The organism is Streptomyces sp. NPDC025833 (assembly GCF_055558055.1).
On record NZ_JBVHNF010000007.1, the window covers coordinates 204,515 to 227,918 of the forward strand.

General features: G+C 71.9%; 21 protein-coding genes. 15 read left to right on the forward strand and 6 right to left on the reverse strand.

Features of this window, described 5'->3' with window-relative positions; translation table 11 throughout:
* Positions 1 to 79 precede the first annotated feature (79 nt).
* The 8 genes from map to truA all read left to right on the forward strand — a co-directional run bounded on the left by map (position 80) and on the right by truA (position 5,272).
* Positions 80 to 916 (forward strand): type I methionyl aminopeptidase, encoded by an 837-nt coding sequence (gene map, locus ACZ4K2_RS14405; protein WP_467476989.1) that lies wholly within the window; start codon positions 80 to 82, stop codon positions 914 to 916.
* 163 nt (positions 917 to 1,079) lie between these two features.
* Complete coding sequence (gene infA / locus ACZ4K2_RS14410; protein WP_004927214.1) at positions 1,080 to 1,301, forward strand: translation initiation factor IF-1; 222 nt, start codon at positions 1,080 to 1,082, stop codon at positions 1,299 to 1,301.
* Positions 1,302 to 1,361: 60 nt separating this feature from the next.
* Complete coding sequence (rpmJ, locus tag ACZ4K2_RS14415; protein WP_003998809.1) at positions 1,362 to 1,475, forward strand: 50S ribosomal protein L36; 114 nt, start codon at positions 1,362 to 1,364, stop codon at positions 1,473 to 1,475.
* A gap of 192 nt (positions 1,476 to 1,667) precedes the next feature.
* Entirely contained in the window at positions 1,668 to 2,048 is a 381-nt protein-coding gene (gene rpsM / locus ACZ4K2_RS14420) for a 30S ribosomal protein S13 (protein ID WP_360815856.1), read from the forward strand.
* 65 nt (positions 2,049 to 2,113) lie between these two features.
* Complete coding sequence (gene rpsK, locus ACZ4K2_RS14425) at positions 2,114 to 2,518, forward strand: 30S ribosomal protein S11 (protein ID WP_003956432.1); 405 nt, start codon at positions 2,114 to 2,116, stop codon at positions 2,516 to 2,518.
* Between the two features lie 152 nt (positions 2,519 to 2,670).
* Positions 2,671 to 3,693 (forward strand): DNA-directed RNA polymerase subunit alpha, encoded by a 1,023-nt coding sequence (locus ACZ4K2_RS14430; RefSeq protein ID WP_003966937.1) that lies wholly within the window; start codon positions 2,671 to 2,673, stop codon positions 3,691 to 3,693.
* A 124-nt stretch (positions 3,694 to 3,817) separates the two neighbouring features.
* A complete protein-coding gene (gene rplQ / locus ACZ4K2_RS14435) occupies positions 3,818 to 4,318 on the forward strand; it encodes a 50S ribosomal protein L17 (RefSeq protein WP_467476992.1) in 501 nt (166 codons plus the stop codon).
* A gap of 90 nt (positions 4,319 to 4,408) precedes the next feature.
* Entirely contained in the window at positions 4,409 to 5,272 is an 864-nt protein-coding gene (gene truA, locus ACZ4K2_RS14440; RefSeq protein ID WP_467476993.1) for a tRNA pseudouridine(38-40) synthase TruA, read from the forward strand.
* Between the two features lie 16 nt (positions 5,273 to 5,288).
* Here the strand turns inward: truA and ACZ4K2_RS14445 are convergent, their stop codons facing one another.
* A complete protein-coding gene (locus tag ACZ4K2_RS14445; protein ID WP_467476995.1) occupies positions 5,289 to 6,158 on the reverse strand; it encodes a hypothetical protein in 870 nt (289 codons plus the stop codon).
* 299 nt (positions 6,159 to 6,457) lie between these two features.
* On the opposite strand from ACZ4K2_RS14445, the gene rplM reads away from it, so the two are divergent.
* From rplM to glmM, 3 genes are all read left to right on the forward strand, one after another.
* Entirely contained in the window at positions 6,458 to 6,901 is a 444-nt protein-coding gene (gene rplM, locus ACZ4K2_RS14450; RefSeq protein ID WP_020941688.1) for a 50S ribosomal protein L13, read from the forward strand.
* Positions 6,902 to 6,943: 42 nt separating this feature from the next.
* Positions 6,944 to 7,456: a 30S ribosomal protein S9 gene (gene rpsI / locus ACZ4K2_RS14455; protein WP_020941689.1), complete on the forward strand. Its 513-nt coding sequence runs from the start codon at positions 6,944 to 6,946 to the stop codon at positions 7,454 to 7,456.
* Between the two features lie 221 nt (positions 7,457 to 7,677).
* Positions 7,678 to 9,036, forward strand: coding sequence for a phosphoglucosamine mutase (gene glmM / locus ACZ4K2_RS14460; RefSeq protein ID WP_467476999.1), 1,359 nt, complete (start codon positions 7,678 to 7,680; stop codon positions 9,034 to 9,036).
* 51 nt (positions 9,037 to 9,087) lie between these two features.
* Here the strand turns inward: glmM and coaA are convergent, their stop codons facing one another.
* The 3 genes from coaA to ACZ4K2_RS14475 form a co-directional block, all read right to left on the reverse strand.
* Entirely contained in the window at positions 9,088 to 10,056 is a 969-nt protein-coding gene (coaA, locus tag ACZ4K2_RS14465) for a type I pantothenate kinase (protein WP_467477024.1), read from the reverse strand.
* 202 nt (positions 10,057 to 10,258) lie between these two features.
* Positions 10,259 to 10,462 carry a hypothetical protein gene (locus ACZ4K2_RS14470; protein WP_467477001.1) on the reverse strand — a complete coding sequence of 68 codons (204 nt, stop codon included), beginning with the start codon at positions 10,460 to 10,462 and terminating at the stop codon, positions 10,259 to 10,261.
* Between the two features lie 169 nt (positions 10,463 to 10,631).
* Positions 10,632 to 15,326 carry an RICIN domain-containing protein gene (locus ACZ4K2_RS14475; protein WP_467769957.1) on the reverse strand — a complete coding sequence of 1,565 codons (4,695 nt, stop codon included), beginning with the start codon at positions 15,324 to 15,326 and terminating at the stop codon, positions 10,632 to 10,634.
* Between the two features lie 761 nt (positions 15,327 to 16,087).
* Between ACZ4K2_RS14475 and glmS the strand changes: the two genes are divergently transcribed.
* Positions 16,088 to 17,935 (forward strand): glutamine--fructose-6-phosphate transaminase (isomerizing), encoded by a 1,848-nt coding sequence (gene glmS, locus ACZ4K2_RS14480; protein ID WP_467478267.1) that lies wholly within the window; start codon positions 16,088 to 16,090, stop codon positions 17,933 to 17,935.
* Between the two features lie 114 nt (positions 17,936 to 18,049).
* On the opposite strand, the gene ACZ4K2_RS14485 is transcribed toward glmS, so the two are convergent.
* Positions 18,050 to 18,400, reverse strand: coding sequence for a hypothetical protein (locus ACZ4K2_RS14485; RefSeq protein ID WP_467478266.1), 351 nt, complete (start codon positions 18,398 to 18,400; stop codon positions 18,050 to 18,052).
* Positions 18,401 to 18,504: 104 nt separating this feature from the next.
* Entirely contained in the window at positions 18,505 to 19,287 is a 783-nt protein-coding gene (locus tag ACZ4K2_RS14490; protein ID WP_467478263.1) for an SDR family NAD(P)-dependent oxidoreductase, read from the reverse strand.
* Positions 19,288 to 19,350: 63 nt separating this feature from the next.
* Here ACZ4K2_RS14490 and ACZ4K2_RS14495 point away from each other — a divergent pair, with 63 nt between their 5' ends.
* From ACZ4K2_RS14495 to alr, 3 genes are all read left to right on the forward strand, one after another.
* Positions 19,351 to 19,722 (forward strand): holo-ACP synthase, encoded by a 372-nt coding sequence (locus tag ACZ4K2_RS14495; RefSeq protein WP_467478261.1) that lies wholly within the window; start codon positions 19,351 to 19,353, stop codon positions 19,720 to 19,722.
* A gap of 53 nt (positions 19,723 to 19,775) precedes the next feature.
* On the forward strand, positions 19,776 to 21,209 hold the full coding sequence (locus ACZ4K2_RS14500) for an NAD(P)H-hydrate dehydratase (RefSeq protein ID WP_467478259.1): 1,434 nt from the start codon (positions 19,776 to 19,778) through the stop codon (positions 21,207 to 21,209).
* Positions 21,210 to 22,165: 956 nt separating this feature from the next.
* On the forward strand, positions 22,166 to 23,329 hold the full coding sequence (gene alr, locus ACZ4K2_RS14505) for an alanine racemase (RefSeq protein WP_467478257.1): 1,164 nt from the start codon (positions 22,166 to 22,168) through the stop codon (positions 23,327 to 23,329).
* Positions 23,330 to 23,404: the final 75 nt, after the last annotated feature.

A 23,404-nucleotide genomic window follows, 5' to 3' on the forward strand; every position in this document is an offset into this window, starting at 1 on the left:
GCGGTGCCCCCGGGGTGCCGCGGCCGTACTGTTGTGCAGGTATCCCAGTCGACGTGAGTGACGGAGAGCGCAGGCCCCCATGGTGCAGATCAAGACCCCCGAGCAGATCGCGAAGATGCGGGCGGCGGGCCTGGTCGTAGCCGCCATCCACGCGGCCACGCGGGAGGCGGCCGTCCCGGGCGCCACCACCAAGGACCTGGACGGGGTGGCCCGCAAGGTCCTCGCCGAACACGGCGCGAAGTCGAACTTCCTGGGGTACGGCGGCTTCCCCGCCACCATCTGCACCTCCGTGAACGACGTCGTCGTCCACGGCATCCCCTCCGACGACGTCGTCCTCAAGGACGGCGACATCATCTCCATCGACTGCGGCGCGATCGTCGACGGCTGGCACGGCGACGCCGCCTACACGGCGTTCGTGGGCTCCGGGCACGCCCCGGAGCTGGTCGAGCTGTCCCGGGTGACCGAGGAGTCGATGTGGGCCGGCATCGCGGCCATGAAGCAGGGCAGCCGCCTGGTGGACGTCTCCCGGGCGATCGAGACGTACATCCGCCGCCAGCCGAAGCCGGGCGGCGGCCGGTACGGGATCATCGAGGACTACGGCGGCCACGGCATCGGGACCGAGATGCACATGGACCCGCACCTGCTGAACTACGTCGACCGGCGCCGCGGCAAGGGCCCCAAGCTGGTGCCCGGCTTCTGTCTCGCCATCGAGCCGATGGTCTCCCTCGGTACCCCGCGCACCGAGGTCCTGGAAGACGACTGGACGGTCATCACCACGGACGGCACCTGGTCCTCCCACTGGGAGCACTCGGTCGCGCTGACCGAACAGGGCCCCCTCGTCCTGACCGCCCCGGACGGCGGCCGGGCCAAGCTGGCGGAGTACGGCGTCACGGCCGCTCCCGACCCGTTGGCATAGGGATCACTCCCATGGGGCAGACTCTCCCGATTCGCGTTTCCGGGTGCGCCGACGTAGACTGACTCGTCGGCTCTCGTGCACCCGCATGTCCTCATGCGCTCGCCCCTGCTCCCTCGTGGCCAGGGTGAGAGTCGATCAAGGTAGTCGATTCGAAGGGCGAAGCGTGGCCAAGAAGCAAGGTGCCATCGAGATCGAGGGCACTGTCGTCGAGTCTCTGCCGAACGCCATGTTCAGGGTCGAGCTCCAGAACGGCCACCAGGTCCTGGCACACATCAGCGGCAAGATGCGTATGCACTACATCCGCATCCTCCCTGACGACCGGGTCGTGGTGGAGCTGTCTCCGTACGACCTGACGCGTGGCCGGATCGTCTACCGGTACAAGTAGATCTTGCCCTAGCCCCGGGCCCGCCCGGAGCGATGGCACTGACCCGGAGAACCTCACCCCATGAAGGTCAAGCCGAGCGTCAAGAAGATTTGCGACAAGTGCAGGGTGATCCGCCGTCACGGCCGGGTCATGGTCATCTGCGAGAACCCGCGCCACAAGCAGCGCCAGGGCTGACGCACGACCATCTCCCTCTGCACCTCTATCGCAGAGTTTCGCGCGACGCGAGCTGAATATGTTCATACGCAGAGCCCGAGCCCACCAGCTCGACACCCCCGGTTCGGAGGCCGGGGACCCGGTTCGTACCTAGTACGGCGGCCGGGGACCGGCTCTGTGGAAGACCTCCGAAGATTCACCAGGAGCCAGTGAATGGCACGCGTTTCCGGTGTCGACATCCCGCGCGAAAAGCGCGTGGAGATCGCCCTCACCTACGTGTTCGGCATCGGCCGGACGCTCTCGAAGGAGACGCTGGCTGCGACCGGCGTCGACCCGAACACCCGTGTTCGCGACCTGTCGGAAGAGCAGCTGGTCGCGATCCGCGAGTACGTCGACAGCAACATCAAGACCGAGGGTGACCTCCGTCGCGAGATCCAGGCCGACATCCGCCGCAAGGTCGAGATCGGCACCTACCAGGGTCTCCGTCACCGTCGCGGTCTGCCCGTCCGCGGTCAGCGCACCAGCACCAACGCCCGCACCCGCAAGGGCCCGCGTCGCGCCATCGCCGGCAAGAAGAAGCCGGGCAAGAAGTAGTCCGCAGCGGACATCTGTCCACGGTCTTCGCTGTAGGACCGACCACCTCCCGTAGGAGTTAGTAGATGCCCCCCAAGGGTCGTCAGGGCGCTGCCAAGAAGGTGCGCCGCAAGGAAAAGAAGAACGTCGCTCACGGCCACGCGCACATCAAGAGCACGTTCAACAACACGATCGTCTCGATCACGGACCCGTCCGGCAACGTGATCTCCTGGGCCTCCGCCGGCCACGTCGGCTTCAAGGGCTCCCGGAAGTCCACGCCGTTCGCCGCGCAGATGGCCGCCGAGTCGGCTGCCCGCCGCGCCCAGGAGCACGGCATGCGCAAGGTCGACGTGTTCGTCAAGGGCCCGGGCTCCGGTCGTGAGACCGCGATCCGCTCCCTGCAGGCCACGGGCCTCGAGGTCGGCTCCATCCAGGACGTCACCCCGACCCCGCACAACGGCTGCCGCCCGCCGAAGCGCCGCCGCGTCTGACGCACGGCTGCTTCGCCGAGCACGGGTTCCGGGCGGTACGGCTCCTTCGGGTCGTGCCGCCCGTACCCTTGCACTACCCGCACTTTCCACCGGTGCGGTTCCCGTCGGGCGTCAAATAGCGGGCGTCCACGAAAGAAGGATCTGATCCACACATGCTGATCGCTCAGCGTCCCTCGTTGACCGAAGAGGTCGTCGACGAGTTCCGCTCCCGGTTCGTGATCGAGCCGCTGGAGCCGGGCTTCGGCTACACCCTCGGCAACTCCCTCCGCCGTACCCTCCTCTCCTCGATCCCGGGCGCCGCTGTCACCAGCATCCGGATCGACGGCGTGCTGCACGAGTTCACCACCGTGCCGGGCGTCAAGGAGGACGTCACCGACCTGATCCTCAACATCAAGCAGCTGGTCGTCTCCTCGGAGCACGACGAGCCGGTCGTGATGTACCTGCGCAAGCAGGGCCCGGGTCTGGTCACCGCCGCCGACATCGCGCCCCCGGCCGGTGTCGAGGTGCACAACCCCGACCTGGTCCTCGCCACGCTCAACGGCAAGGGCAAGCTGGAGATGGAGCTGACCGTCGAGCGCGGCCGCGGCTACGTCTCCGCCGTGCAGAACAAGCAGGTGGGCCAGGAGATCGGCCGTATCCCGGTCGACTCCATCTACTCGCCGGTGCTCAAGGTCACGTACAAGGTCGAGGCGACCCGTGTCGAGCAGCGCACCGACTTCGACAAGCTGATCGTCGACGTCGAGACCAAGCAGGCGATGCGTCCGCGTGACGCCATGGCCTCCGCGGGCAAGACGCTGGTCGAGCTGTTCGGTCTCGCCCGCGAGCTGAACATCGACGCCGAGGGCATCGACATGGGCCCGTCCCCGACGGACGCCGCCCTGGCCGCCGACCTCGCGCTGCCGATCGAGGAGCTGGAGCTCACCGTCCGCTCCTACAACTGCCTCAAGCGCGAGGGCATCCACTCCGTGGGCGAGCTCGTCGCCCGCTCGGAGGCCGACCTCCTGGACATCCGCAACTTCGGTGCGAAGTCCATCGACGAGGTCAAGGCGAAGCTGGCCGGCATGGGCCTGGCCCTGAAGGACAGCCCGCCCGGATTCGACCCGACCGCCGCCGCGGACGCCTTCGGCGCCGACGACGACGCGGACGCGGGTTTCGTCGAGACCGAGCAGTACTGATCCGGTACTGAGCGTCTCACCTCCGGGGCCCCGCAAGGGCCCCGGATCTCCGACGGGCGACCGCCCGCTCGGATACTGACCCCGGTACCTGACACGGCCGGGGCAGACACACAGGAGAAGAACCATGCCGAAGCCCACCAAGGGTGCCCGTCTGGGCGGCAGCGCCGCGCACGAGAAGCTCCTCCTCGCGAACCTCGCGAAGAGCCTCTTCGAGCACGGCCGCATCACCACCACCGAGGCGAAGGCCCGCCGCCTGCGCCCGTACGCCGAGCGTCTGGTCACCAAGGCGAAGAAGGGCGACCTTCACAACCGCCGCCAGGTGCTCCAGGTCATCACGGACAAGAGCATCGTGCACACGCTCTTCACCGAGATCGGCCCGCGGTACGAGAACCGCCCCGGTGGCTACACCCGCATCACCAAGATCGGTAACCGCCGTGGCGACAACGCGCCCATGGCCGTCATCGAGCTGGTCGAGGCGCTGACGGTGCAGCAGAAGGCCGTCGGTGAGGCCGAGGCCGCCACCAAGCGCGCGGTCAAGGAGTCCGACGAGGCCAAGGCCGAGGAGACCAAGGTCGAGGAGACCGAGGCCACCGAGGCTCCGGCCGAGGAGTCGAAGGACGCCTGAGGCTCTGCCTGACGCGAAGCGGGTCCGCCCTGGGGGGCGGGCCCGCTTCCGCGTTCCCGCCCGGGCGCACCGCCCTGAGAGGATTCCTACGTGAGTGACGAAGTACAGCCCGGGTACGTGCGCATCCGCCTCGACCTGTCCTACGCCGGCACCGACTTCCACGGCTGGGCCAAGCAGGCCGGCGGCCGGCGGACCGTGCAGGGGGAGATCGAGGACGCGCTGCGCACCGTGACGCGGTCGCGGGAGACGTACGAGCTGACCGTGGCCGGGCGGACCGACGCCGGAGTGCACGCGCGCGGTCAGGTGGCCCACGTCGACCTGCCCGTCGAGCTGTGGGCGGAGCACCGGGAGAAGCTGCTCAAGCGGCTCGCCGGGCGGCTGCCGAAGGACGTGCGGGTGTGGCGGCTCACGGAGGCGCCGGCCGGCTTCAACGCGCGGTTCTCGGCCGTCTGGCGGCGCTACGCGTACCGGGTCACCGACGACCCGGGCGGGGTGGACCCGCTGCTGCGCGGCCATGTGCTCTGGCACGACTGGCCGCTCGACGTGGACGCCATGAACGAGGCCGCCCGCGCGCTGCTCGGGGAGCACGACTTCGCCGCCTACTGCAAGAAGCGCGAGGGCGCCACCACGATCCGTACGCTCCAGGAGCTGAGCCTGGTCAGGGGCGGGGACGGGATCATCACCGCCACCGTCCGCGCCGACGCCTTCTGCCACAACATGGTGCGGTCGCTGATCGGCGCGCTGCTGTTCGTCGGGGACGGGCACCGGGCGCCCCGGTGGCCCGGGCAGGTGCTGGCCGCGGGGGTCCGGGACTCCGCGGTGCACGTCGTACGGCCGCACGGGCTGACGCTGGAGGAGGTCGGCTACCCGGCCGACGAGCTGCTGGCGGCCCGGAACAAGGAGGCGCGGAACAAGCGCACGCTGCTGCGGGCGTCGGGCTGCGCGACCTGTTAGCCGCGCCCCCGCGCCGTCACCGGCCGGCCGCCGCCTGCGCCTCGGCCTGGCCGCGGCGGTAGATCTGGTTGACGGTGTACTGGGCCAGGTCGTCGCCGGCGCCGAAAACGGCGGTGTTCTTGGTGGTGACGTCCTTGCCGTCGGTGAAGCCGGCGACCGTGAAGTAGGCGTAGCGGCCGTAGGCGTTCCGCGTCGAGCGGCAGAAGGGTCCGTCGCAGAAGGGCTTGACGCCCTTGCCGGACAGGGAGCGCACGATGCTGCGGTCGTCGGTCTGGCCCCGGGCCCGGGTCGCCTGGGCGGCGGTGTCGAAGACGGCGACGCCGACGGTGACGGCGATGTCGCCCTTGGCGTAGGTGGCGCGCAGCAGGCGGGTGCAGCCGTTGTCGGTGAGGGCCTTGGGCAGGGTGCCGCCGGCGGCGGTGGCGCAGCTCTGGGTGTCGGCGGTCGGGCCCTTCTCGTACACCGCGCCGCCCATGGTCAGCCGGGTGTCCGGGAAGAGGGTGGCGGGGTTCAGCGGGGCGGTGTCCTTGCGGGCGCTGGAGACGAAGTCCCTGGGGTCCAGCGGCGGCGGGGCGCTGGTGGGCGCGAAGGACGGCGTCGCGGTGGCGGAGCCGGGCAGCGAGCCGCCCAGGCTGCCGGGGCCGGTCTGCGGATCGTCGCCGTTCGCCGAGACGACGGCCATCGCGACCGCGGTGCCTATCGCGAGCGTGGCGAGCGCGCCGCCGGCCGTGTACAGCAGCTTGCGGCGTTTGGTGCGCGTCTCGGAGGCCTCGGCGAGCGCGGCCCAGTCCGGGGTCCCGTCGTCGGTCGCGCCGCCCTGCGGCTGCTGGGAATTCGGTTTCCAGGGATCCCACTGAGACTGAGGTCCCCCCTGCCCGTCACTCATGGGGCGCATCTTAGACGGGGGGCGGAGCGCTCAGGGGCGCGTGCGGCGGCATGCCTCGTTTGTCCCGCGACATGAGGGGGAAGGGCATCGTTTTGACCCGTCCGGGCCCGTACAGGTAACCTGCTTCTTCGTTGTGTATTGGCTTGCTCATTCTCACGGGACGGGCCCTTACACCGGTCCACCGGGCCGATGACCAGCGACCAGCACGCGGTTTGCGTCAACCGTGGTGCGGTCAGGGCTGTCGTGATCGTTTCGGTGACCTGTTCAGGACCATTCACTCGAAGCGAAGGCTACGAACCGTGCGTACGTACAGCCCCAAGCCCGGCGATGTGACGCGCCAGTGGCACGTCATCGACGCTCAGGACGTCGTCCTGGGTCGTCTCGCCACGACCGCCGCGTCCCTCCTGCGGGGCAAGCACAAGCCGATCTACGCCCCCCACGTCGACACCGGTGACTTCGTCATCATCATCAACGCCGACAAGGTGCACCTGTCCGGCAACAAGCGGACGCAGAAGATGGCGTACCGCCACTCCGGCTACCCGGGTGGTCTGCGCTCCGTCCGCTACGACGAGCTGCTCGACAAGAACCCCGAGAAGGCCATCGAGAAGGCCGTCAAGGGCATGCTCCCCAAGAACACGCTGGGCCGTCAGATGCTCTCGAAGCTGAAGGTCTACAAGGGTGACGTACACCCGCACGCTGCGCAGCAGCCGGTGCCGTTCGAGATCACCCAGGTCGCGCAGTAAGTCCGGCCACCCCCTAAGACTGAACAGAATCTGAGGAGAATCGTGGCCGAGACCACTGCCGAGCAGCCGCTCGAAGAGCTTGACATCGACAGCTACACCACGGAGTCGGACGTCCCCGTCGAGGGCGAGTACACCTCCGAGTCGCTCGCGTCCCGCTTCGGTGAGCCCCAGCCGGCCGCCGGCCTGGGCCGCCGCAAGAACGCCATCGCCCGCGTCCGGATCGTCCCGGGCACCGGCAAGTGGAAGATCAACGGTCGCACCCTCGAGGACTACTTCCCGAACAAGGTGCACCAGCAGGAAGTCAACGAGCCGTTCAAGGTCCTGGAGCTCGAGGGCCGCTACGACGTCATCGCCCGCATCGCGGGTGGCGGTGTCTCCGGCCAGGCCGGTGCCCTCCGCCTCGGTGTCGCCCGTGCGCTGAACGAGGCCGACGTCGACAACAACCGCGGCCCGCTGAAGAAGGCCGGCTTCCTCAAGCGCGACGACCGTGCGGTCGAGCGCAAGAAGGCCGGTCTCAAGAAGGCCCGCAAGGCTCCGCAGTACAGCAAGCGCTAAGCTTCGCTGCCTGCTCGTACGAGAAACGGGCTCTGGCCCCTCCCGTACTCCGAACGCCCCGGCGGCACGCCACATGTGCCTCCGGGGCGTTCGTTTATCCCAGCCAAGGGCGTATAACGACACAAGACGCTCAACGGCTTGTGTGATCGGATGCCGGGGCGTCTGCCACCCGACGCGGCGCCGGCCCCGCATCCGACATCGATGCTTCCTCAGGAGGACAAGTGGGACGACTCTTCGGCACGGACGGCGTGCGCGGTGTCGCGAATGCGGATCTGACGGCCGAGATGGCGCTCAGCCTCTCCGTGGCCGCGGCGCACGTACTGGCCGAGGCGGGCACCTTTGAGGGTCACAAGCCGACCGCGGTGGTCGGGCGGGACCCGCGTGCCTCCGGGGAGTTCCTGGAGGCGGCGGTGGTGGCCGGCCTGGCGAGCGCGGGCGTGGACGTCCTGAGCGTCGGTGTGCTGCCGACGCCCGCGGTGGCACACCTGACCGGCGCGCTCGGCGCCGACCTCGGGGTGATGCTCTCCGCCAGCCACAACGCCATGCCGGACAACGGCATCAAGTTCTTCGCCCGCGGCGGCCAGAAGCTCGCCGACGAGCTGGAGGACAGGATCGAGGCGGTGTACGAGTCGCACCGGCACGGTGAGCCGTGGGAGCGGCCGACGGGCGCCGGCGTCGGCCGTGTGCGCCCGTACGACGAGGGCTTCGAGCAGTACGTCGCCCACCTGCTGTCGGTGCTGCCCAACCGGCTCGACGGCCTGAAGATCGTCCTGGACGAAGCGCACGGCGCGGCCTCGGGGGTCTCGCCGGAGGCGTTCACCCGGGCGGGCGCGCGGATCGTGACGATCGGCGCCGAGCCGGACGGCCTCAACATCAACGACGGCTGCGGCTCGACCCACCTCGACAAGCTGAAGGCCGCGGTCCTCGAGCACGGCGCGGACCTCGGCATCGCGCACGACGGCGACGCCGACCGGTGCCTGGCCGTGGACCACACCGGCGACGAGGTGGACGGCGACCAGATCCTCTCCGTCCTGGCGCTGGCGATGCGGGAGCGGTCCGCGCTGCGGTCGGACACGGTCGTCGCCACGGTGATGTCCAACCTCGGCTTCAAGCTGGCGATGGAGAAGGCCGGCATCCGGCTGGTGCAGACGGGCGTCGGCGACCGCTACGTGCTGGAGGAGATGAAGGAGCACGGCTACGCCCTCGGCGGCGAGCAGTCCGGGCACGTGATCATCCTCGACCACGCGACGACGGGTGACGGCACGCTGACCGGACTGCTGCTGGCGGCCCGGGTCGCCGAGACGGGACGGACGCTCCGGGAGCTGGCGTCCGTCATGGAACGGCTGCCGCAGGTGCTGGTCAACGTGCCGGACGTGGACAAGTCGCGGGTGCGGACGTCGGCGGACCTCGCGGCCGCGGTCGCCGAGGCGGAGCGGGAGCTGGGCGGGACCGGCCGGGTGCTGCTGCGCCCCTCGGGCACCGAGCCGCTGGTACGCGTGATGGTGGAGGCCGCCGACATCGAGCAGGCCCGCGCGGTGGCCGGGCGGCTGGCCGACGTGGTGAAGTCGGCGCTCGGATAGTGCGCTCGGGGGCGCGGGACCGGACCGGTCCCGCGCCCCTTTCGTGTCGCGCTACAGCTTGCGCAGCCGCAGCCGCTGCACCTTGTGGTCCGGGCCCTTGCGGACGATGAGGGTGGCCCGGCCGCGGGTCGGGGCGATGTTCTCCACCAGGTTGGGCCTGTTGATGGTGCGCCAGAGGGTGCGCGCGTAGTCCAGGGCCTCCTCCTCCGACACCTGGGTGTACTTGCGGAAGTACGAGTTGGGGTTCTGGAAGGCCGTGCGGCGCAGTTTCGTGAAGCGGTTGAGGTACCAGCGCTCGATGTCCTCGGCGCTCGCGTCGACGTACACGCTGAAGTCGAAGTAGTCGGCGAGACCGACCCGGGTGCGGCCGTCCTTGCCGGGCAGCGCGGGCTGGAGGACGTTCAGGCCCTCCACGATGAGGATGTCGGGGCGGCGGACGGTGAGTTGCCCGTCCGGCACGATGTCGTAGATGAGGTGGGAGTAGACCGGCGCGGACACCTCGCTCTTGCCGGCCTTGATGTCGGCGACGAAGCGGGTCAGGGCCCGGCGGTCGTAGGACTCGGGGAAGCCCTTGCGCGACATCAGGCCGCGCGCCTCCAGTTCCCGGGTGGGCAGCAGGAAGCCGTCCGTCGTCACCAGTTCGACGCGCGGGTGCTCCGGCCAGCGGGAGAGCAGCGCCTGGAGCAGCCGGGCCACGGTGGACTTGCCCACGGCGACGGAGCCGGCGACCCCTATGACGAACGGGGTGCCCGACTGGGAGCCCTGCTCCCCGAGGAAGGTGTTCAGCGCTCCCCTCAGACCGTCCGTGGCGCCGACGTAGAGGTTGAGGAGCCGGGAGAGCGGGAGGTAGATGTCCCGCACCTCGTCCAGGTCGATGACATCGCCGAGACCGCGGAGCTTCTCCACCTCCTCGGCGGTGAGCGGCAGCGGCGTCTTGTCGCGCAGCGCGCTCCACTCGGCGCGGGTGAGATCGACGTAGGGAGTCGCCTCCGGCCTGTGCCGGTGGGCGCTCCGGGGCATCGAGGGGACCTGTGAGATCACAGTCCATTGTTAACGGAGTCTGAACGGGGCGGCGGGGTGGGGTGCGTCACGTGGGGCCGGGGCCCGGGACATGCCGCCGGCGGACCGCATCGCCGCCCGCCCCTGGGTTCGCACGTCGGTTGGGCTGGTCAGTCGATGCGGTTGCCCGTGCACCGGGGGGCCTGAGGGGTGCAGGATCTCGTCACCCGTGGGCGAGCCAGGGTGCGAGGAGGTCCGAGAACTCCTCGTCGGAGATGTGGATGCGCCCGAAGCCGAACCTTTCCCATGCCTGAGCCCGTTGCAGGACGGGCAGCGGGATGTCGAAAGCGAGCCGGAACGCGGTGATGAAGGAGATCACACTGAATCCCGGACCGAGCAGTTCCCTGGCGAGCAGCGCGAGTTCCATCGCATTCATTCCACCGGCGTGAGCGGCTTTCAGTTCGTCGACAGGGATGTGCAGCTCATTCATCGCGTACCGGTTTCCGATCCTTCGCGTGACGGCGCCGGGGCGGGACGCGGTCCTCCGCACCACCCCGACGCGTGTCCTGTTCCTGTGGACGCAGGGGACAGCCGACCTAACGGAAGGTCGCCCCCACATTCGTGTAGTGCCCGGGCATGCCCCTCAGCTCGGTTATCTCCACGTTCGAGTAACCGGCTCGCGAGGCCATCTTGCCCGTGAACGTCTTCAGGGCCGCCTCTTCGAGTGTCGCACCGGCCCGCACCGCCTCGTTGAACGAGTCCAGATTGTCGCTGAGCAGACCACCGTCCTGCCAGTATCCCTTCACGCCCTTCACCGCGTCACCGAAATGCGCGAGTGCGGCGTTGAACATCGCGCCACCTCTCGGCTCCTCGCCCTTGATGGCTACGATGGCGTATCCGACGAGGCCGTCTTTGTCGATGTCGGCGACGATCCCCGCCCCGTTGTCGTAGTTCTCCGAGTAGACGGGGCAGCTGACGTTGTGGACCAGGACCGGAGTCCGGCCCGCGAGCACGTAGAAGGTGTGGAGGTCGGCGATGCTCAGGTCCCACACCTGCTGTGGTGCGCCCACGGGGCTGGTGCCGGCCACCCGGTCCACGGATCCGCTCGGAGTCCGGAGCGGATCCGCCGGGTGCAGGTCGGAGGCGTGGACCCAGCCACGGCCCGGCACGTACATCCGGTGCCCCGGCGTGGTCACCATCCGTCCGCCGTCGGCGAGGGTGATCCGCAGCAGCCGGTCCGCCGGGTGGGAGTACGTCGCCGTGACCTGTTCGGGGCCGGTCGTACCGGCGTCCGGATCGGTGGCGAGCAGTCGGTCGCCGACCTTGACCGCGTCGATGGGCTTGGTCGAGCCATCGGCCAGCAGAACGGGTGTCGCGGCGGGGAAGCTGTCCTTCAGGCAGAGTCCACGCAGCTTCTGGGAGAGCGTCTTGAAGATTCCGGCGACGGCGTCTTCCGGCAGGTTGAGAGCGCGCAGCGCCCTCCACGCGTCCGTGAACTCGATCCCGGTCCGGGCGGCGGCGTCCGCTGCCTTCACCGCGTCGGCGATGGGCCGGAGGATCTTGCCCGCGAACAGGGAGAGGACGTCCAGGGACGCCCAGCCGCATCCGGTCCAGCTTCCGCTCTCGCCGCCGGGGGCGAACTTCTGCGCGCACTTGATCCAACTGCCGAAGAGGATGTCGATCGGGTCGATGCTCTCCTGCCACTCGGCCATCGTGATGTTGTGCGTGACCTTCTCGTACAGCACATCGGTCGTGACTGTCATGAGGTACTGCGTCGCGCCCGAGGGGCACATCAGCTTCTGCGGGTCGATGCCCTCGGCACTGCACAGATAGAGGTCGACGACGGCTTTGTACGGAAGCTTCGCCGTGATGGTGCAGTCGCCCTTGTAGGCGAGTTTGCTGATCCAGTTGTCGCAGGCGCTCGTCTTGTCCACGATCTGCGGATCGCCGACCCGCTCGATGTGGTCGATGACGTAGAACATGTTGCCGATCGAGCCGCCGTTCCCGTCGGGGACGGTACCGGCGTCGATCTGTTCGGCCTTGGATGCCTTCTCCGCCCGGTCGGCGGCTTCCTCTGCCTCCTTGGCGTACTTGTCGGCGTCCTTGGCGGCCTGTTCGGCCTCGGTCGCGGCGGTGTCGGCGCGGTCGGCCGCGGCGCGGGCGTCCTTGGCGTCCTGTTCGGCCCGGGCGGCGGCGGAGCGGGCGGCTTCGGCGTCGAGTGCGGCGGTGTCGGCGGAGTCGCGGGCGTCCTTGGCGTAGCCCTCGGCGTTGCCGGCTGCCTTGTCGGCGGCTGCCGCGTCGGCGGCGGCCTGCTGGTCGTAGTCGATGGTGCGGGCCAGTGACGCCTGGGCGGCCGCGGCGGCCTTGGTGGCGTCGGCGGCGTAGCCGAGGGCCTCCTTGGCGTAGGTGCGGGCGTCGGCGGCGTACTTGGCGGCGTTGGCCGCGTGCGTGTACGCCTCCTTGGCGTCGCCCTTGGCCTGGTCGGCGAGGTTCTTCGCGGCGTCGGCCTCGGCGGCGGCGTTCTTGGCGTGCGCGTCGGCGACGGCCTGCTGCTGCTCGGCGATCGTCCTGGAGGACTGGCCGGTCAGGACGACCAGGCCGGCGGCGGAGTCGGTGTCGACGTAGGCGGAGCCGAGCTGGACGGCGTCGTTGCTGGGTGCGGCGACCTGCTGGGCCGCCTTGCCGGCGTCCACGGCCGCCTGGGCGGTGACGTGCGCGTACCCGGCGGCCTTCGCCGCCGCGGCCAGCGCGACACCCGCCTCCTTGCCGGCCGCGTCGGCCTGGGTCTTGGCGTCCTTGGCGTGCTGCTGGGCCTCGTCGGCCAGCTTCACCGCCATCTTCGCCTCGGAGGAGGCGTGCTGGGCGGCCGCGATCGCGTCGGCGGCTGCGCTGGTGGCGGTTCTGACGGCCGCGTCGGCCTTGAGCTTGGCCGCCTGCGCGGCGTCGGCATCGGAGCGGGCGCGCTTGGCGGCAGCCTCGGCGCGGGTGGCCGCGGCGTCCGCGTCGGCGGCCGCCCGGGTGGCGGCGTCGGCCTCGGTGCGGGCCCGGCCCGCCGCCGCCTCGGCGGTACCGGCCGCGGTGTCCGCCTCGTCCGCCGCGGCACGCGCCGCGTCGGCCGCGTCGCCTGCCTCCAGCTTGTCGGCGTAGGCCTCCTTCGCCGCGGCCTTGGCGCGTGCGGCCTCGGCCTTCTGCTCGGCGTCCCACGCGTCGTCGCGCATCTCCTTGGCGTGGTCCTTGGCCGCCACGGCGTCGTCGCGCTTGCTCTCGGCGGTCTTCTCGGCGGCCTCGGCCTTGTCCTTGGCCGTCTTCGCGTTCGATGCCTCGGACTCGGCGTTGTGGCGGTGCTGGGCGGCCTCGGCCTGCTTGGCGGCGGCGTTCGCCTTCTCCGCCTTGGCCGTCTTCTCCTCGGCCTCCGCCGAAAGCCGCCTGGCGTGCGCGTCGGCGGCGGCCGCCTTCGCGTCCGCCTCGGCCTTCACCGCGACCGCGAGCTTGGCCTCCGCGGTCTCCTTGTCCTTCCTGGCGTTGTCCCGGTGCACCTTCGCCGCGTCGGCCGCGGCCTTGGCCTGCGACTCGGCCGCCTCGGCGGCCTTCTTGCGGAACTCCGCCTTCGACTGCGCCGCCTGCGCGAGCGCACGCTGCGCGATCGTCGCGCTGTCCCCGGCCGCCGCGCGCGTCGCCGCCTCGGCGGTCTCACCGGCCTTCTCCAGCGCCGCCAGCGCGGCCGCCGCACCCTGCGTGACCTGGTCCTTCTGCAGACCCACCAGCAGACCACGACCCCGCGGAGCACCCGCCGCATCGGCGATCCCGTACGCCGCCTGCAACGCCGTGTTCGAGGTGGTCGCGGCCTTCTGCCCGGCGGCGAGCTGCGCCTTCAGGACCGCGAGCTGGCTCTTCGAAGCCGCCTGGGCGGCCGCGAGATTGGCCTTGGCCTTGGTGAACTGGGCCGCGCTCGGGTAGCCGAGCTGGCCGTCGCCGGTGTGCGCCTCGGGGACGATCCGGAAGGACTGCGCGCTGGAGCCGTTGCACGTCGACAGCACGGCGTCCTTGCTGTTGTCGAACGTCGGCAGGTGCAGGCACTTGCCGGACGCCGCGTTCACCAGCGGGCCGGCGCTGCGCACGTCGAACTTCCACTGCTGCGCCTTGGCGCTGCCGCAGTCCCGGATCTGGATCTTCGTACCGTCGGTGCCGGCCCCGTTCAGGACCTCCAGGCACTTGTTCGAGTTGGGGTTGCGCAGGGTGTAGCCGCCCGAGTAGGAGGCCCAGAGCTGCCACTTCTGCGCGGCACCGCCGTTGCAGGTGTAGATCTGGACCGGGGTGCCGTTGGCCGTGGCCCCGCCCTGGACGTCGAGGCACTTGCCGGTGGCGCCCGGCACCTGGATGACCAGCGGGGCGTCCCCGATGTACCCCAGGCCGCCCGGGGACCAGTAGTCCTGCCAGCGGGTGAGGTGGTCGGCGACCCAGGACTGCCCCAGCATCTCCGAGAGCGCCTTGGCGCCCTTGGCCAGGGCGTCGGTGGCGTCCTTGCTCGCGCCGAGGATCTGGTTGCGCTGCGCGGCCTGGGAGGCGATCTCCTGCTGCCACTCGCCGGCCGCGGTCGCCGTGACGTCGTCCAGCACCCGGTCCGGGTCCAGCGGGTCACGCCAGGCGCACGAGGCGAACCGGGTCTTCAGGTCCTCGACCGCGATGCGGTACTCCGAGGTCCCCGGCTGCGGCGCCGTGCGCGGGAAGCCGCCCGAGGAGAGGAAGATACGGGCGTCGTCGGCGCTCATGTTGTCGTTGTCGAAGCCGTGCATCCACTCGAACGCGTCGTGCTCGTCGAGCGCCCGGTTCCAGTCCGGCGCGTGCGGGTCCGGGTCCGGTCCGTACAGCGGGGTGCCGAGGGCGTCGACGGCCGCGACGGTCTTGGCGTCGGCCTTCGGGGTGGAGTCCTCGTAGAAGTCGCTGTCGTTCTTCCAGAACCGGGAGGTGACCCAGGTGGTCAGACCCGTCTGCTCGTAGAAGGTCTGCTTGCCGTCGCCCGGCGATCCGGGCGGCCAGTGGAAGTCGGCGTCGGTGAAGCCGACCGGCGTGTTCAGGCCCGACAGGGGCTTCTGCCACCCGTCCCGGGCGGCGGCGAGGTCGTCGAGCTGCTTGCCGGCGGCGTCGCGGTCGCTCTTGTAGGCGACGGCCAGCGGTGTCTGCTCCCAGTGGTTGCGGTCGGCGAGGACGTGCAGCTTGTCCGCGCTCTGGTTCAGGCCGTCCTGGGCGGTCGCGGCCATCGACACACCGCCCAGCCGCAGCACCTCGCCCATCAGGCACTGGTCCTGGCGCAGTTGCTCGGCGGCCGTGTCCTCGTACCACGGGTCCGAGTCGCTCACCGGCTCGGCGTTCAGCCGGACCGAACCGGGCTGGACGGCCAGGCCGGCCAGCACGGAGAGCGCGGCCACCGAGGTGACGGTGGTGACGAGTTTTCGTGGGGTTCGGGTTCCGCGCACGCGGAACCAGGGTCTGGAATGCAAGAGCATCCCTTTCTCGGTCGGTGACGTGCCGGCCCGGGGGCGGCGGGGCGCGGGAAGGAGCCGGTGTCCTGCGGACGGCTCAGAAGAACGCCCGGGCCGCGGCGTCGACGGCTGCGGACGGCCGGCATGGCGGCCTGACGATGTGACTCTCCCCGTGCCCGACGCCTTTCCCCCGGTCGCCGGGTGGCGCGCGTGGTGACGCAGTGGTCTGCCTGCGTCCGCGCGCGGCGACAATTTAGGCATGTACACGCCGTGTCGAACAAGGGTCCGCCCCTGTGACGAGGGTGACTGGCGTGAAATCTCGCGCCCCGCGCCGTCGGCACGGAACCGGTCGGCGCCGCCCACCTTCCGCGCGCGGTCGTGGACTTGCCGTGTGCTTCCCGTGTGCGGGAAAAGGGGGAGGTGGCCGGTAGAAGTTGGCCGATTCTCGCCCTCTTTCGATCGCCGGGGCGCCGGGCGCGGAGACCCTTGGTATCCCCGTGGCGATTTCCGATTTCCGATTTCGGGCACGCGGCGCCCGTTTCCGTCGGCTGACGGACCGTAGGCTGCGCCCCATGTGCGGAATCGTGGGATACGTAGGGTCACAGTCGGCGCTCGACGTGGTCATGGCCGGGCTGAAGCGGCTGGAGTACCGGGGGTACGACTCGGCGGGTGTCGCCGTGCTGGCCGACGGCGGACTGGCCGCCGCGAAGAAGGCCGGGAAACTCGTCAACCTGGAGAAGGAACTGGTCGGCCGGCCGCTGCCGACGGGCTCGACCGGCATCGGCCACACCCGCTGGGCCACGCACGGCGGTCCCACGGACGGCAACGCGCACCCGCACCTGGACAACGCGGGCCGGGTCGCGGTGGTCCACAACGGCATCATCGAGAACTTCGCGGTGCTGCGCGCGGAACTGGCCGAGCGGGGGCACGAGCTGACCTCCGAGACCGATACCGAGGTGGTCGCTCACCTGCTGGCCGAGGAGTTCTCGTCCGCCGCGGACCTCGCCGAGGCGATGCGGCTGGTCTGCCGCCGGCTGGAGGGCGCGTTCACCCTGGTCGCGGTGCACGCCGACGCGCCGGGCATGGTGGTCGGCGCCCGCCGCAACTCGCCGCTGGTGGTGGGGGTCGGCGAGGGCGAGGCGTTCCTGGCCTCCGACGTCGCCGCGTTCATCGCCCACACCCGCTCCGCGATCGAGCTGGGCCAGGACCAGGTGGTGGAGCTGCGCCGCGACGGCGTCACGGTGACGGGCTTCGACGGCACCCCGGCCGAGGTCCACTCGTACCACGTGGACTGGGACGCCTCGGCCGCCGAGAAGGGCGGCTACGACTACTTCATGCTCAAGGAGATCGCCGAGCAGCCCAGGGCGGTCGCCGACACCCTGCTCGGCCGCATCGACCCGTCCGGCTCGCTGACGCTGGACGAGGTGCGGATCAGCCCCTCGGAGCTGCGGGAGACCGAGAAGGTCGTCATCGTCGCGTGCGGTACGGCCTTCCACGCCGGCCTGATCGCGAAGTACGCCATCGAGCACTGGACGCGCATCCCGTGCGAGGTGGAGCTGGCGAGCGAGTTCCGCTACCGGGACCCGATCCTGAACGGCCGCTCCCTGGTCATCGCCATCTCCCAGTCCGGCGAGACCATGGACACCCTGATGGCGCTGCGGCACGCCCGCGAGCAGGGCTCCAGGGTGCTGGCGATCTGCAACACCAACGGCTCGACGATCCCGCGCGAGTCCGACGCGGTGCTCTACACGCACGCGGGCCCCGAGGTCGCCGTCGCCTCGACCAAGGCGTTCCTCACCCAGTTGGTCGCCTGCTACCTGGTCGCCCTGTACCTGGGCCAGGTGCGGGGCACCAAGTGGGGCGACGAGATCCAGGCCGTCATCAAGGACCTGTCCCGGATCTCGGAGGACGTCGACCGGGTCCTGGAGACCATGGAGCCCGTACGGGCGCTGGCGCGCACGCTGGCGTCGAAGGACACGGTGCTCTTCCTCGGCCGGCACGTGGGCTACCCGGTGGCCCTGGAGGGCGCGCTCAAGCTGAAGGAACTGGCCTACATGCACGCCGAGGGCTTCGCCGCGGGCGAGCTGAAGCACGGCCCGATCGCGCTGATCGAGGAGGACCTGCCGGTGGTGGTGGTCGCGCCGTCGCCGCGCGGCCGCTCCGTCCTGCACGACAAGATCGTGTCGAACATCCAGGAGATCCGCGCCCGGGGCGCGCGCACGATCGTCATCGCCGAGGAGGGCGACGAGGCGGTCGTCCCCTACGCCGACCACCTGATCCGGATCCCGGCCACGCCGACGCTGCTCCAGCCGCTGGTGGCCACGGTCCCGTTGCAGGTCTTCGCGTGCGAGCTGGCGACGGCCCGGGGCAACGAGGTGGACCAGCCGCGGAACCTGGCGAAGTCGGTGACGGTGGAGTAGGGCGGCCGCGGAGGGCGGAGCGGCGGGGAGGACGACGGGGGCGCGGCGGCGGGGAAAAGGGGGCGAACGGCCGCGTGCCGCTCGCCCCCCGCCGTCCGTCAGCCGGTCAGCGGGTCACCAGTTGATGCAGGTCTTGGGGACCCAGCCGGTCTTCTTGTCGCCGCCGTAGTACCACAGGTTGCTCTTCTTGCCGCAGGCCTTGTACGAACCGCCCTTGTAGGCCTTGCCGTCGTTGCAGACGGCGCCCTTCTTGCCCTTGCCCCAGATGCCGACGGCCGTGGCGGACGTCTTCGCCGAGGTACGGACGTTGACCGTCTCCTTGGCCTTGACGTTGACGATCGCCTTGCTGCAGTCCCTCGGCAGGGAGGCCGCGGACGCGGTTCCGGCGGTGGCGACGGTACCGGTGAGGGCCGTGCCGATCAGGGCCGCGGTGCTGAGCGCGGTACCCAGAGACTTCAACTTCAAAGCTGTTTCCTCCCGTTGTGTGCGAGGACGCCCGTCCCGGGACGGAGCGCCGATCGCGAGGAAGACTACTGGGGGCGGCCGGCCGGCCCGCCCCGGGGTGGCGCTCAGTGGACCGAGAAGCCGCCGTCCACGTGCAGGGACTGGCCCGTGACGTAGGCGGAGGCGCCACTCGCCAGGAACACCGCCGCGCCCGCGAAGTCCTCGGCGAGGCCGTTGCGGCCGGTCATCGTGCGCGCCGCCAGCGCCGCCACCCGCTCGGGATCGTCGGACAGCCTGGCGTTGAGCGGGGTCATGACGAAGCCGGGCACCAGGGTGTTGCAGGTGACGCCGTGCGGGGACCACGCCTCGGCCTGCGAGCGGGCCAGCGACTCCAGCGCCCCCTTGGAGACGCCGTAGGCACCGCTCTGCACGAACGCGCGGTGCGCCTGCTGGGAGGTGATGTGGATGATCCGGCCGAAGCCCCGCTCGGCCATGCCGGGACCGAACCGCTGCCCGAGCAGGAAGGGCGCCTCCAGGTTCACCGCCATGGTGGTGTCCCAGACGTCCTCGCCCAGCTCGCCCATCGGCGGCCTGAGGTTGATCCCGGCCGAGTTGACGAGGATGTCGGGCTCGCCGAAGACGGCGACGGCCTCCTCGGCCGCCGTCCGCACCCCCTCACGGCTGCTCAGGTCCGCGCTCACCCAGGCCACCCGGCAGCCCTCGGCCGTCAGCTCCCCGGCCGCCGCGGCCAGTTCGTCCTCGCGCCGCGCCACGATCACGACCCGCGCCCCGGCCCGGGCCAGCGCCCCGGCGACGGCCCGGCCGATGCCGGAACTCCCCCCGGTGACCAGGGCGGTCCGGTCGTCCAGCGAGAAGAGGCCGTGGAGGTAGGCACGCGATGACGTCATGCCGGAAGCGTAGGCGACGTGGTGTCACCGGCAGCCGGGCGCCGGAGTCGTAGGGTGCTCGGCATGAGCATCATCGGGGTGGGCATCGATGTCGCCGAGATCGACCGGTTCCGGGCGTCCCTGGAGCGGACGCCGGGGCTGGCCGACCGCCTGTTCGTGGAGCGGGAGCTGCTGCTGCCCAGCGGGGAGCGGCGCGGGTACGCCTCGCTGGCGGCCCGGTTCGCCGCGAAGGAGGCGCTGGCGAAGGCGCTGGGAGCACCGCCGGGGCTCCAGTGGACCGACGCCGAGGTGTACGTGGAGGACACCGGGCAGCCGCGGCTGCGGGTGAACGGGACCGTGGCCGCGCGGGCCGCGGAACTCGGCGTGCGGACCTGGCACGTGTCGCTCAGCCACGACGCGGGCGTGGCCTCCGCCGTGGTGATCGCCGAAGGCTGACCCGGCGGTCGTCCGGGTGTGGACCGTGGGGTCGGCGGGGCAGACTCGGTGCCATGCGTACTGCGTACAGCGTGGAGACGGTAAGGGCGGCCGAACGGGCGCTGATGGCGCGGCTGCCGGAGGGCGCGCTGATGCAGCGGGCCGCCGCCGGACTGGCCGCCGCCTGCGCCGACCTGCTCGGGCGGGTGTACGGCAGCCGGGTGGTGCTGCTCGTCGGCAGCGGCGACAACGGCGGGGACGCCCTGTACGCCGGGGCCCGGCTGGCCCGGCGGGGCGCCGGGGTGACGGCCGTGCCGCTGGTCCCCGGACGGGCGCATGCCGGAGGGCTCGACGCGCTGCGCCGGGCCGGCGGCGCGGTCGCCGCCGTGGACGGCGCGCCGGAGCTGATCGCGCGGGCCGACCTGGTGGTGGACGGGATCGTCGGGATCGGCGGCACGGGCGGGCTGCGGCCGGACGCCGAGCGGCTCGCCGGCCTGGTGGCGCGCTCCGGTGCCGCCGTCGTCGCGGTCGACCTGCCCAGCGGGGTGGACGCGGACACCGGGGAGGTGCGGGGGGCCGCGCTGCGGGCGGACCTGACCGTCACCTTCGGCGCGTACAAGCCCGGACTGCTGGTGGACCCCGCGCACGAGTACGCCGGGGTGGTGCGGTTCGTCGACATCGGACTGGAACCGCCGGCCGCCGACGCCGAGCTGGAGGCCCTGCAACACGCCGACGTGGCCGCGCTGTTGCCGGCGCCGGCCGCGGAGAGCGACAAGTACCGGCGGGGCGTCGTCGGGATCGCCGCGGGCTCGGCGCGGTACCCGGGGGCGGCCGTGCTGGCGGTCTCCGGGGCGCTGCGCGGCGGGGCCGGGGCCGTGCGGTACGTCGGACCGGCCGGGGAAGCGGTCCTCGCGCGCTTCCCGGAGACCCTGGTCTCCGACAGCGGGCGCGCCGGGGCCGGGCGGGTGCAGGCGTGGGTGGTCGGCCCGGGGGCCGGGGACGACGCGGCGACGGTGGCCGAGGTGCTGGCGGCTCAGGTGCCGGTGCTGCTGGACGCGGACGGGCTCCGGCTGGCCGACCGGGACGCGGTGCGGCGGCGTACGGCGCCGACGCTGATGACCCCGCACGCGGGCGAGGCCGCCGCGCTGCTGGGGGTGCGGCGCGAGGAGGTCGAGGGCGCCCGGCTGGCCGCGGTGCGGGAACTGGCGGCGGTGTACCGGGCGACGGTGCTGCTGAAGGGGTCGACGACGCTGGTCGCCGACTCCGGGGGCGGCGCGGTACGGGTGAACGCCACGGGCACGCCGTGGCTGGCCACGGCGGGCAGCGGCGACGTGCTGTCCGGGCTGGCGGGCTCCCTGCTGGCGGCGGGCCTGCGCGCGGTGGACGCGGGAAGCGTCGCCGCGTACCTGCACGGCCTGGCCGGCCGCTTCGCCGCCGACGGCGCCCCCGCGGGCGCCCATGACGTGGCCGCACACATCCCGACGGCCTGGCGAAGCATCCACGCCTGACCACCCTGGCCCCCGGGTCGGGCGGGTCGCGCGTCCGCACGGGGGCGGGGAACCGCGGGCCCGGACGGCGGTCGTGACGGGCTCGGTCGGCGCCGGGGCGGTGGCGGAGGGCCCCTGCGCAGGGACGCGGGCAACCGCGCGCCGGGCATGGAGAGTCCTGCGGGTCCTGCGGCCGGGTGGCCACCGCGGCGGAGCCGGTCCGGTATCGGAGGTGGCGCGCCCGTACAGGGGCGCGGGGAACTGCGCGCCCGGGCACGGGCGGGCCTGCGGACGGGTGGCGGCCGTGGTGGGCCCGGTCGGTGCCGCGGGCGGCGAGGGAGGTGCAACTGCGCGGTCGGTCGGGGGCCTGTGGTCGGCCACCGGTCCGGACTCGCCTGGCGGGTCCGGTCGTTCCCGAGTGGGCCGGAGACGCCGCCTGCGCAGGGACATGGGCAACTGTGCGATCTGTGTCAGGGCCAGTCCCGCGGACGGGGGGCGGCCGTGGTGGGGCCGGTCGGTGCCGCGGGCGGCGAGGGAGGTGCAACTGCGCGGTCGGTCGGGGGCCTGTGGTCGGCCACCGGTCCGGACTCGCGTGGCGGGTCCGGTCGTTCCCGAGTGGGCCAGGGACGCCGCCTGCGCAGGGACATGGGCAACTGTGCGGTCTGTGTCAGGGCCAGTCCCGCGGACGGCGGCGCTCGTGGCTGTGGCGGAGCCGGTCCGGTATCGGGGGAGGCGCGCCCGTACAGGGGCGCGGGGAACTGCGCGCCCGGCCGAAGGCGGGCCCGCGGACGGGGGCGGCCGTGGTGGGGCCGGTTCGGGGCCGGAGGGAGGTGCGCCTCCCCGGGGGCGCGGGGAACCGCGCGGTCGGGTGAGGCGGTTCCGTCGGCGGGGCCGGGTGGTTCGGGCTTCCGGGGTGGTGGGGGGTTCCGCACCGGAAGCCGGAGGCGCTCCGTGGGCTCTGAGAGACTGGGGGCGCCATGAGTGAGACAGCAGCTGTGCCGACCGCCGCCCTGCGCGCCCGCGCCGAGATCGACCTGGGTGCCCTGCGCGCCAACGTTCGGGCCCTGCGCGCCCGCGCGGCGGAGGGCGCCGCCGTGATGGCCGTCGTCAAGTCCGACGCGTACGGCCACGGCGCGGTGCCGTGCGCCCGCGCCGCCCTGGAGGCGGGCGCGACCTGGCTCGGCACGGCCACGCCCGAGGAGGCGCTCGCCCTGCGCGCGGCCGGGCTGACCGGCCCCGTCCTGTGCTGGCTGTGGGTGCCCGGCGGGCCCTGGCGGCAGGCGATCGAGGCCGGCGTGGACGTGTCGCTCAGCGGCATGTGGGCCCTGCGCGAGGTCACCGCCGCCGCCCGCGCGGCCGGCCGGACCGCGCGCGTGCAGCTCAAGGCCGACACCGGGCTCGGCCGCAACGGCTGCCAGCCCGAGGACTGGCCCGCACTGGTCGCCGAGGCCCTGCGCGCCGAGGCCGAGGGGCTGGTGCGGATCACCGGGCTGTGGTCGCACTTCGCCTGTGCCGACGAGCCCGGGCACCCGTCCATCGCCGCGCAGCTCGACCGGTTCCGGGAGATGACGGCGTACGCCGACGAGCGGGGCGTACGGCCCGAGGTGCGGCACATCGCCAACTCGCCGGCCGCCCTCACCCTCCCGGAGACCCACTTCGACCTGGTCCGCACCGGCATCGCCCTGTACGGCGTCTCGCCCAGCCCGGAACTCGGCGCCCCGGCGGACTTCGGACTGCGCCCGGTGATGACGCTCAGCGCCTCGCTGGCCCTCGTCAAGCACGTCCCGGCCGGTCACGGCGTCAGCTACGGCCACCACTACGTCACCCCCGGCCGGACCACCCTCGGCCTGGTGCCGGTCGGCTACGCGGACGGCATCCCGCGGCACGCCTCGGGCACCGGCCCGGTGCTGGTCGACGGCAAGTGGCGGACGGTCGCCGGGCGGGTCGCCATGGACCAGTTCGTGGTGGACCTGGGCGGCGACGAGCCCCCCGTGGGCACCGAGGCGGTGCTGTTCGGACCCGGCGACCGGGGGGAGCCCACCGCCGAGGACTGGGCGCAGGCGTGCGGCACGATCGCCTACGAGATCGTCACGCGCATCGGAACCCGCGTCCCGCGCGTCTATGTGAACGCGTCCAGGTGAGCGGGCAGGAAGCCGGGTAACCCGGACGGGGCGCCGCCCCGTGCCACCCGCGCCACCGGTCGCACCACGGCCCGG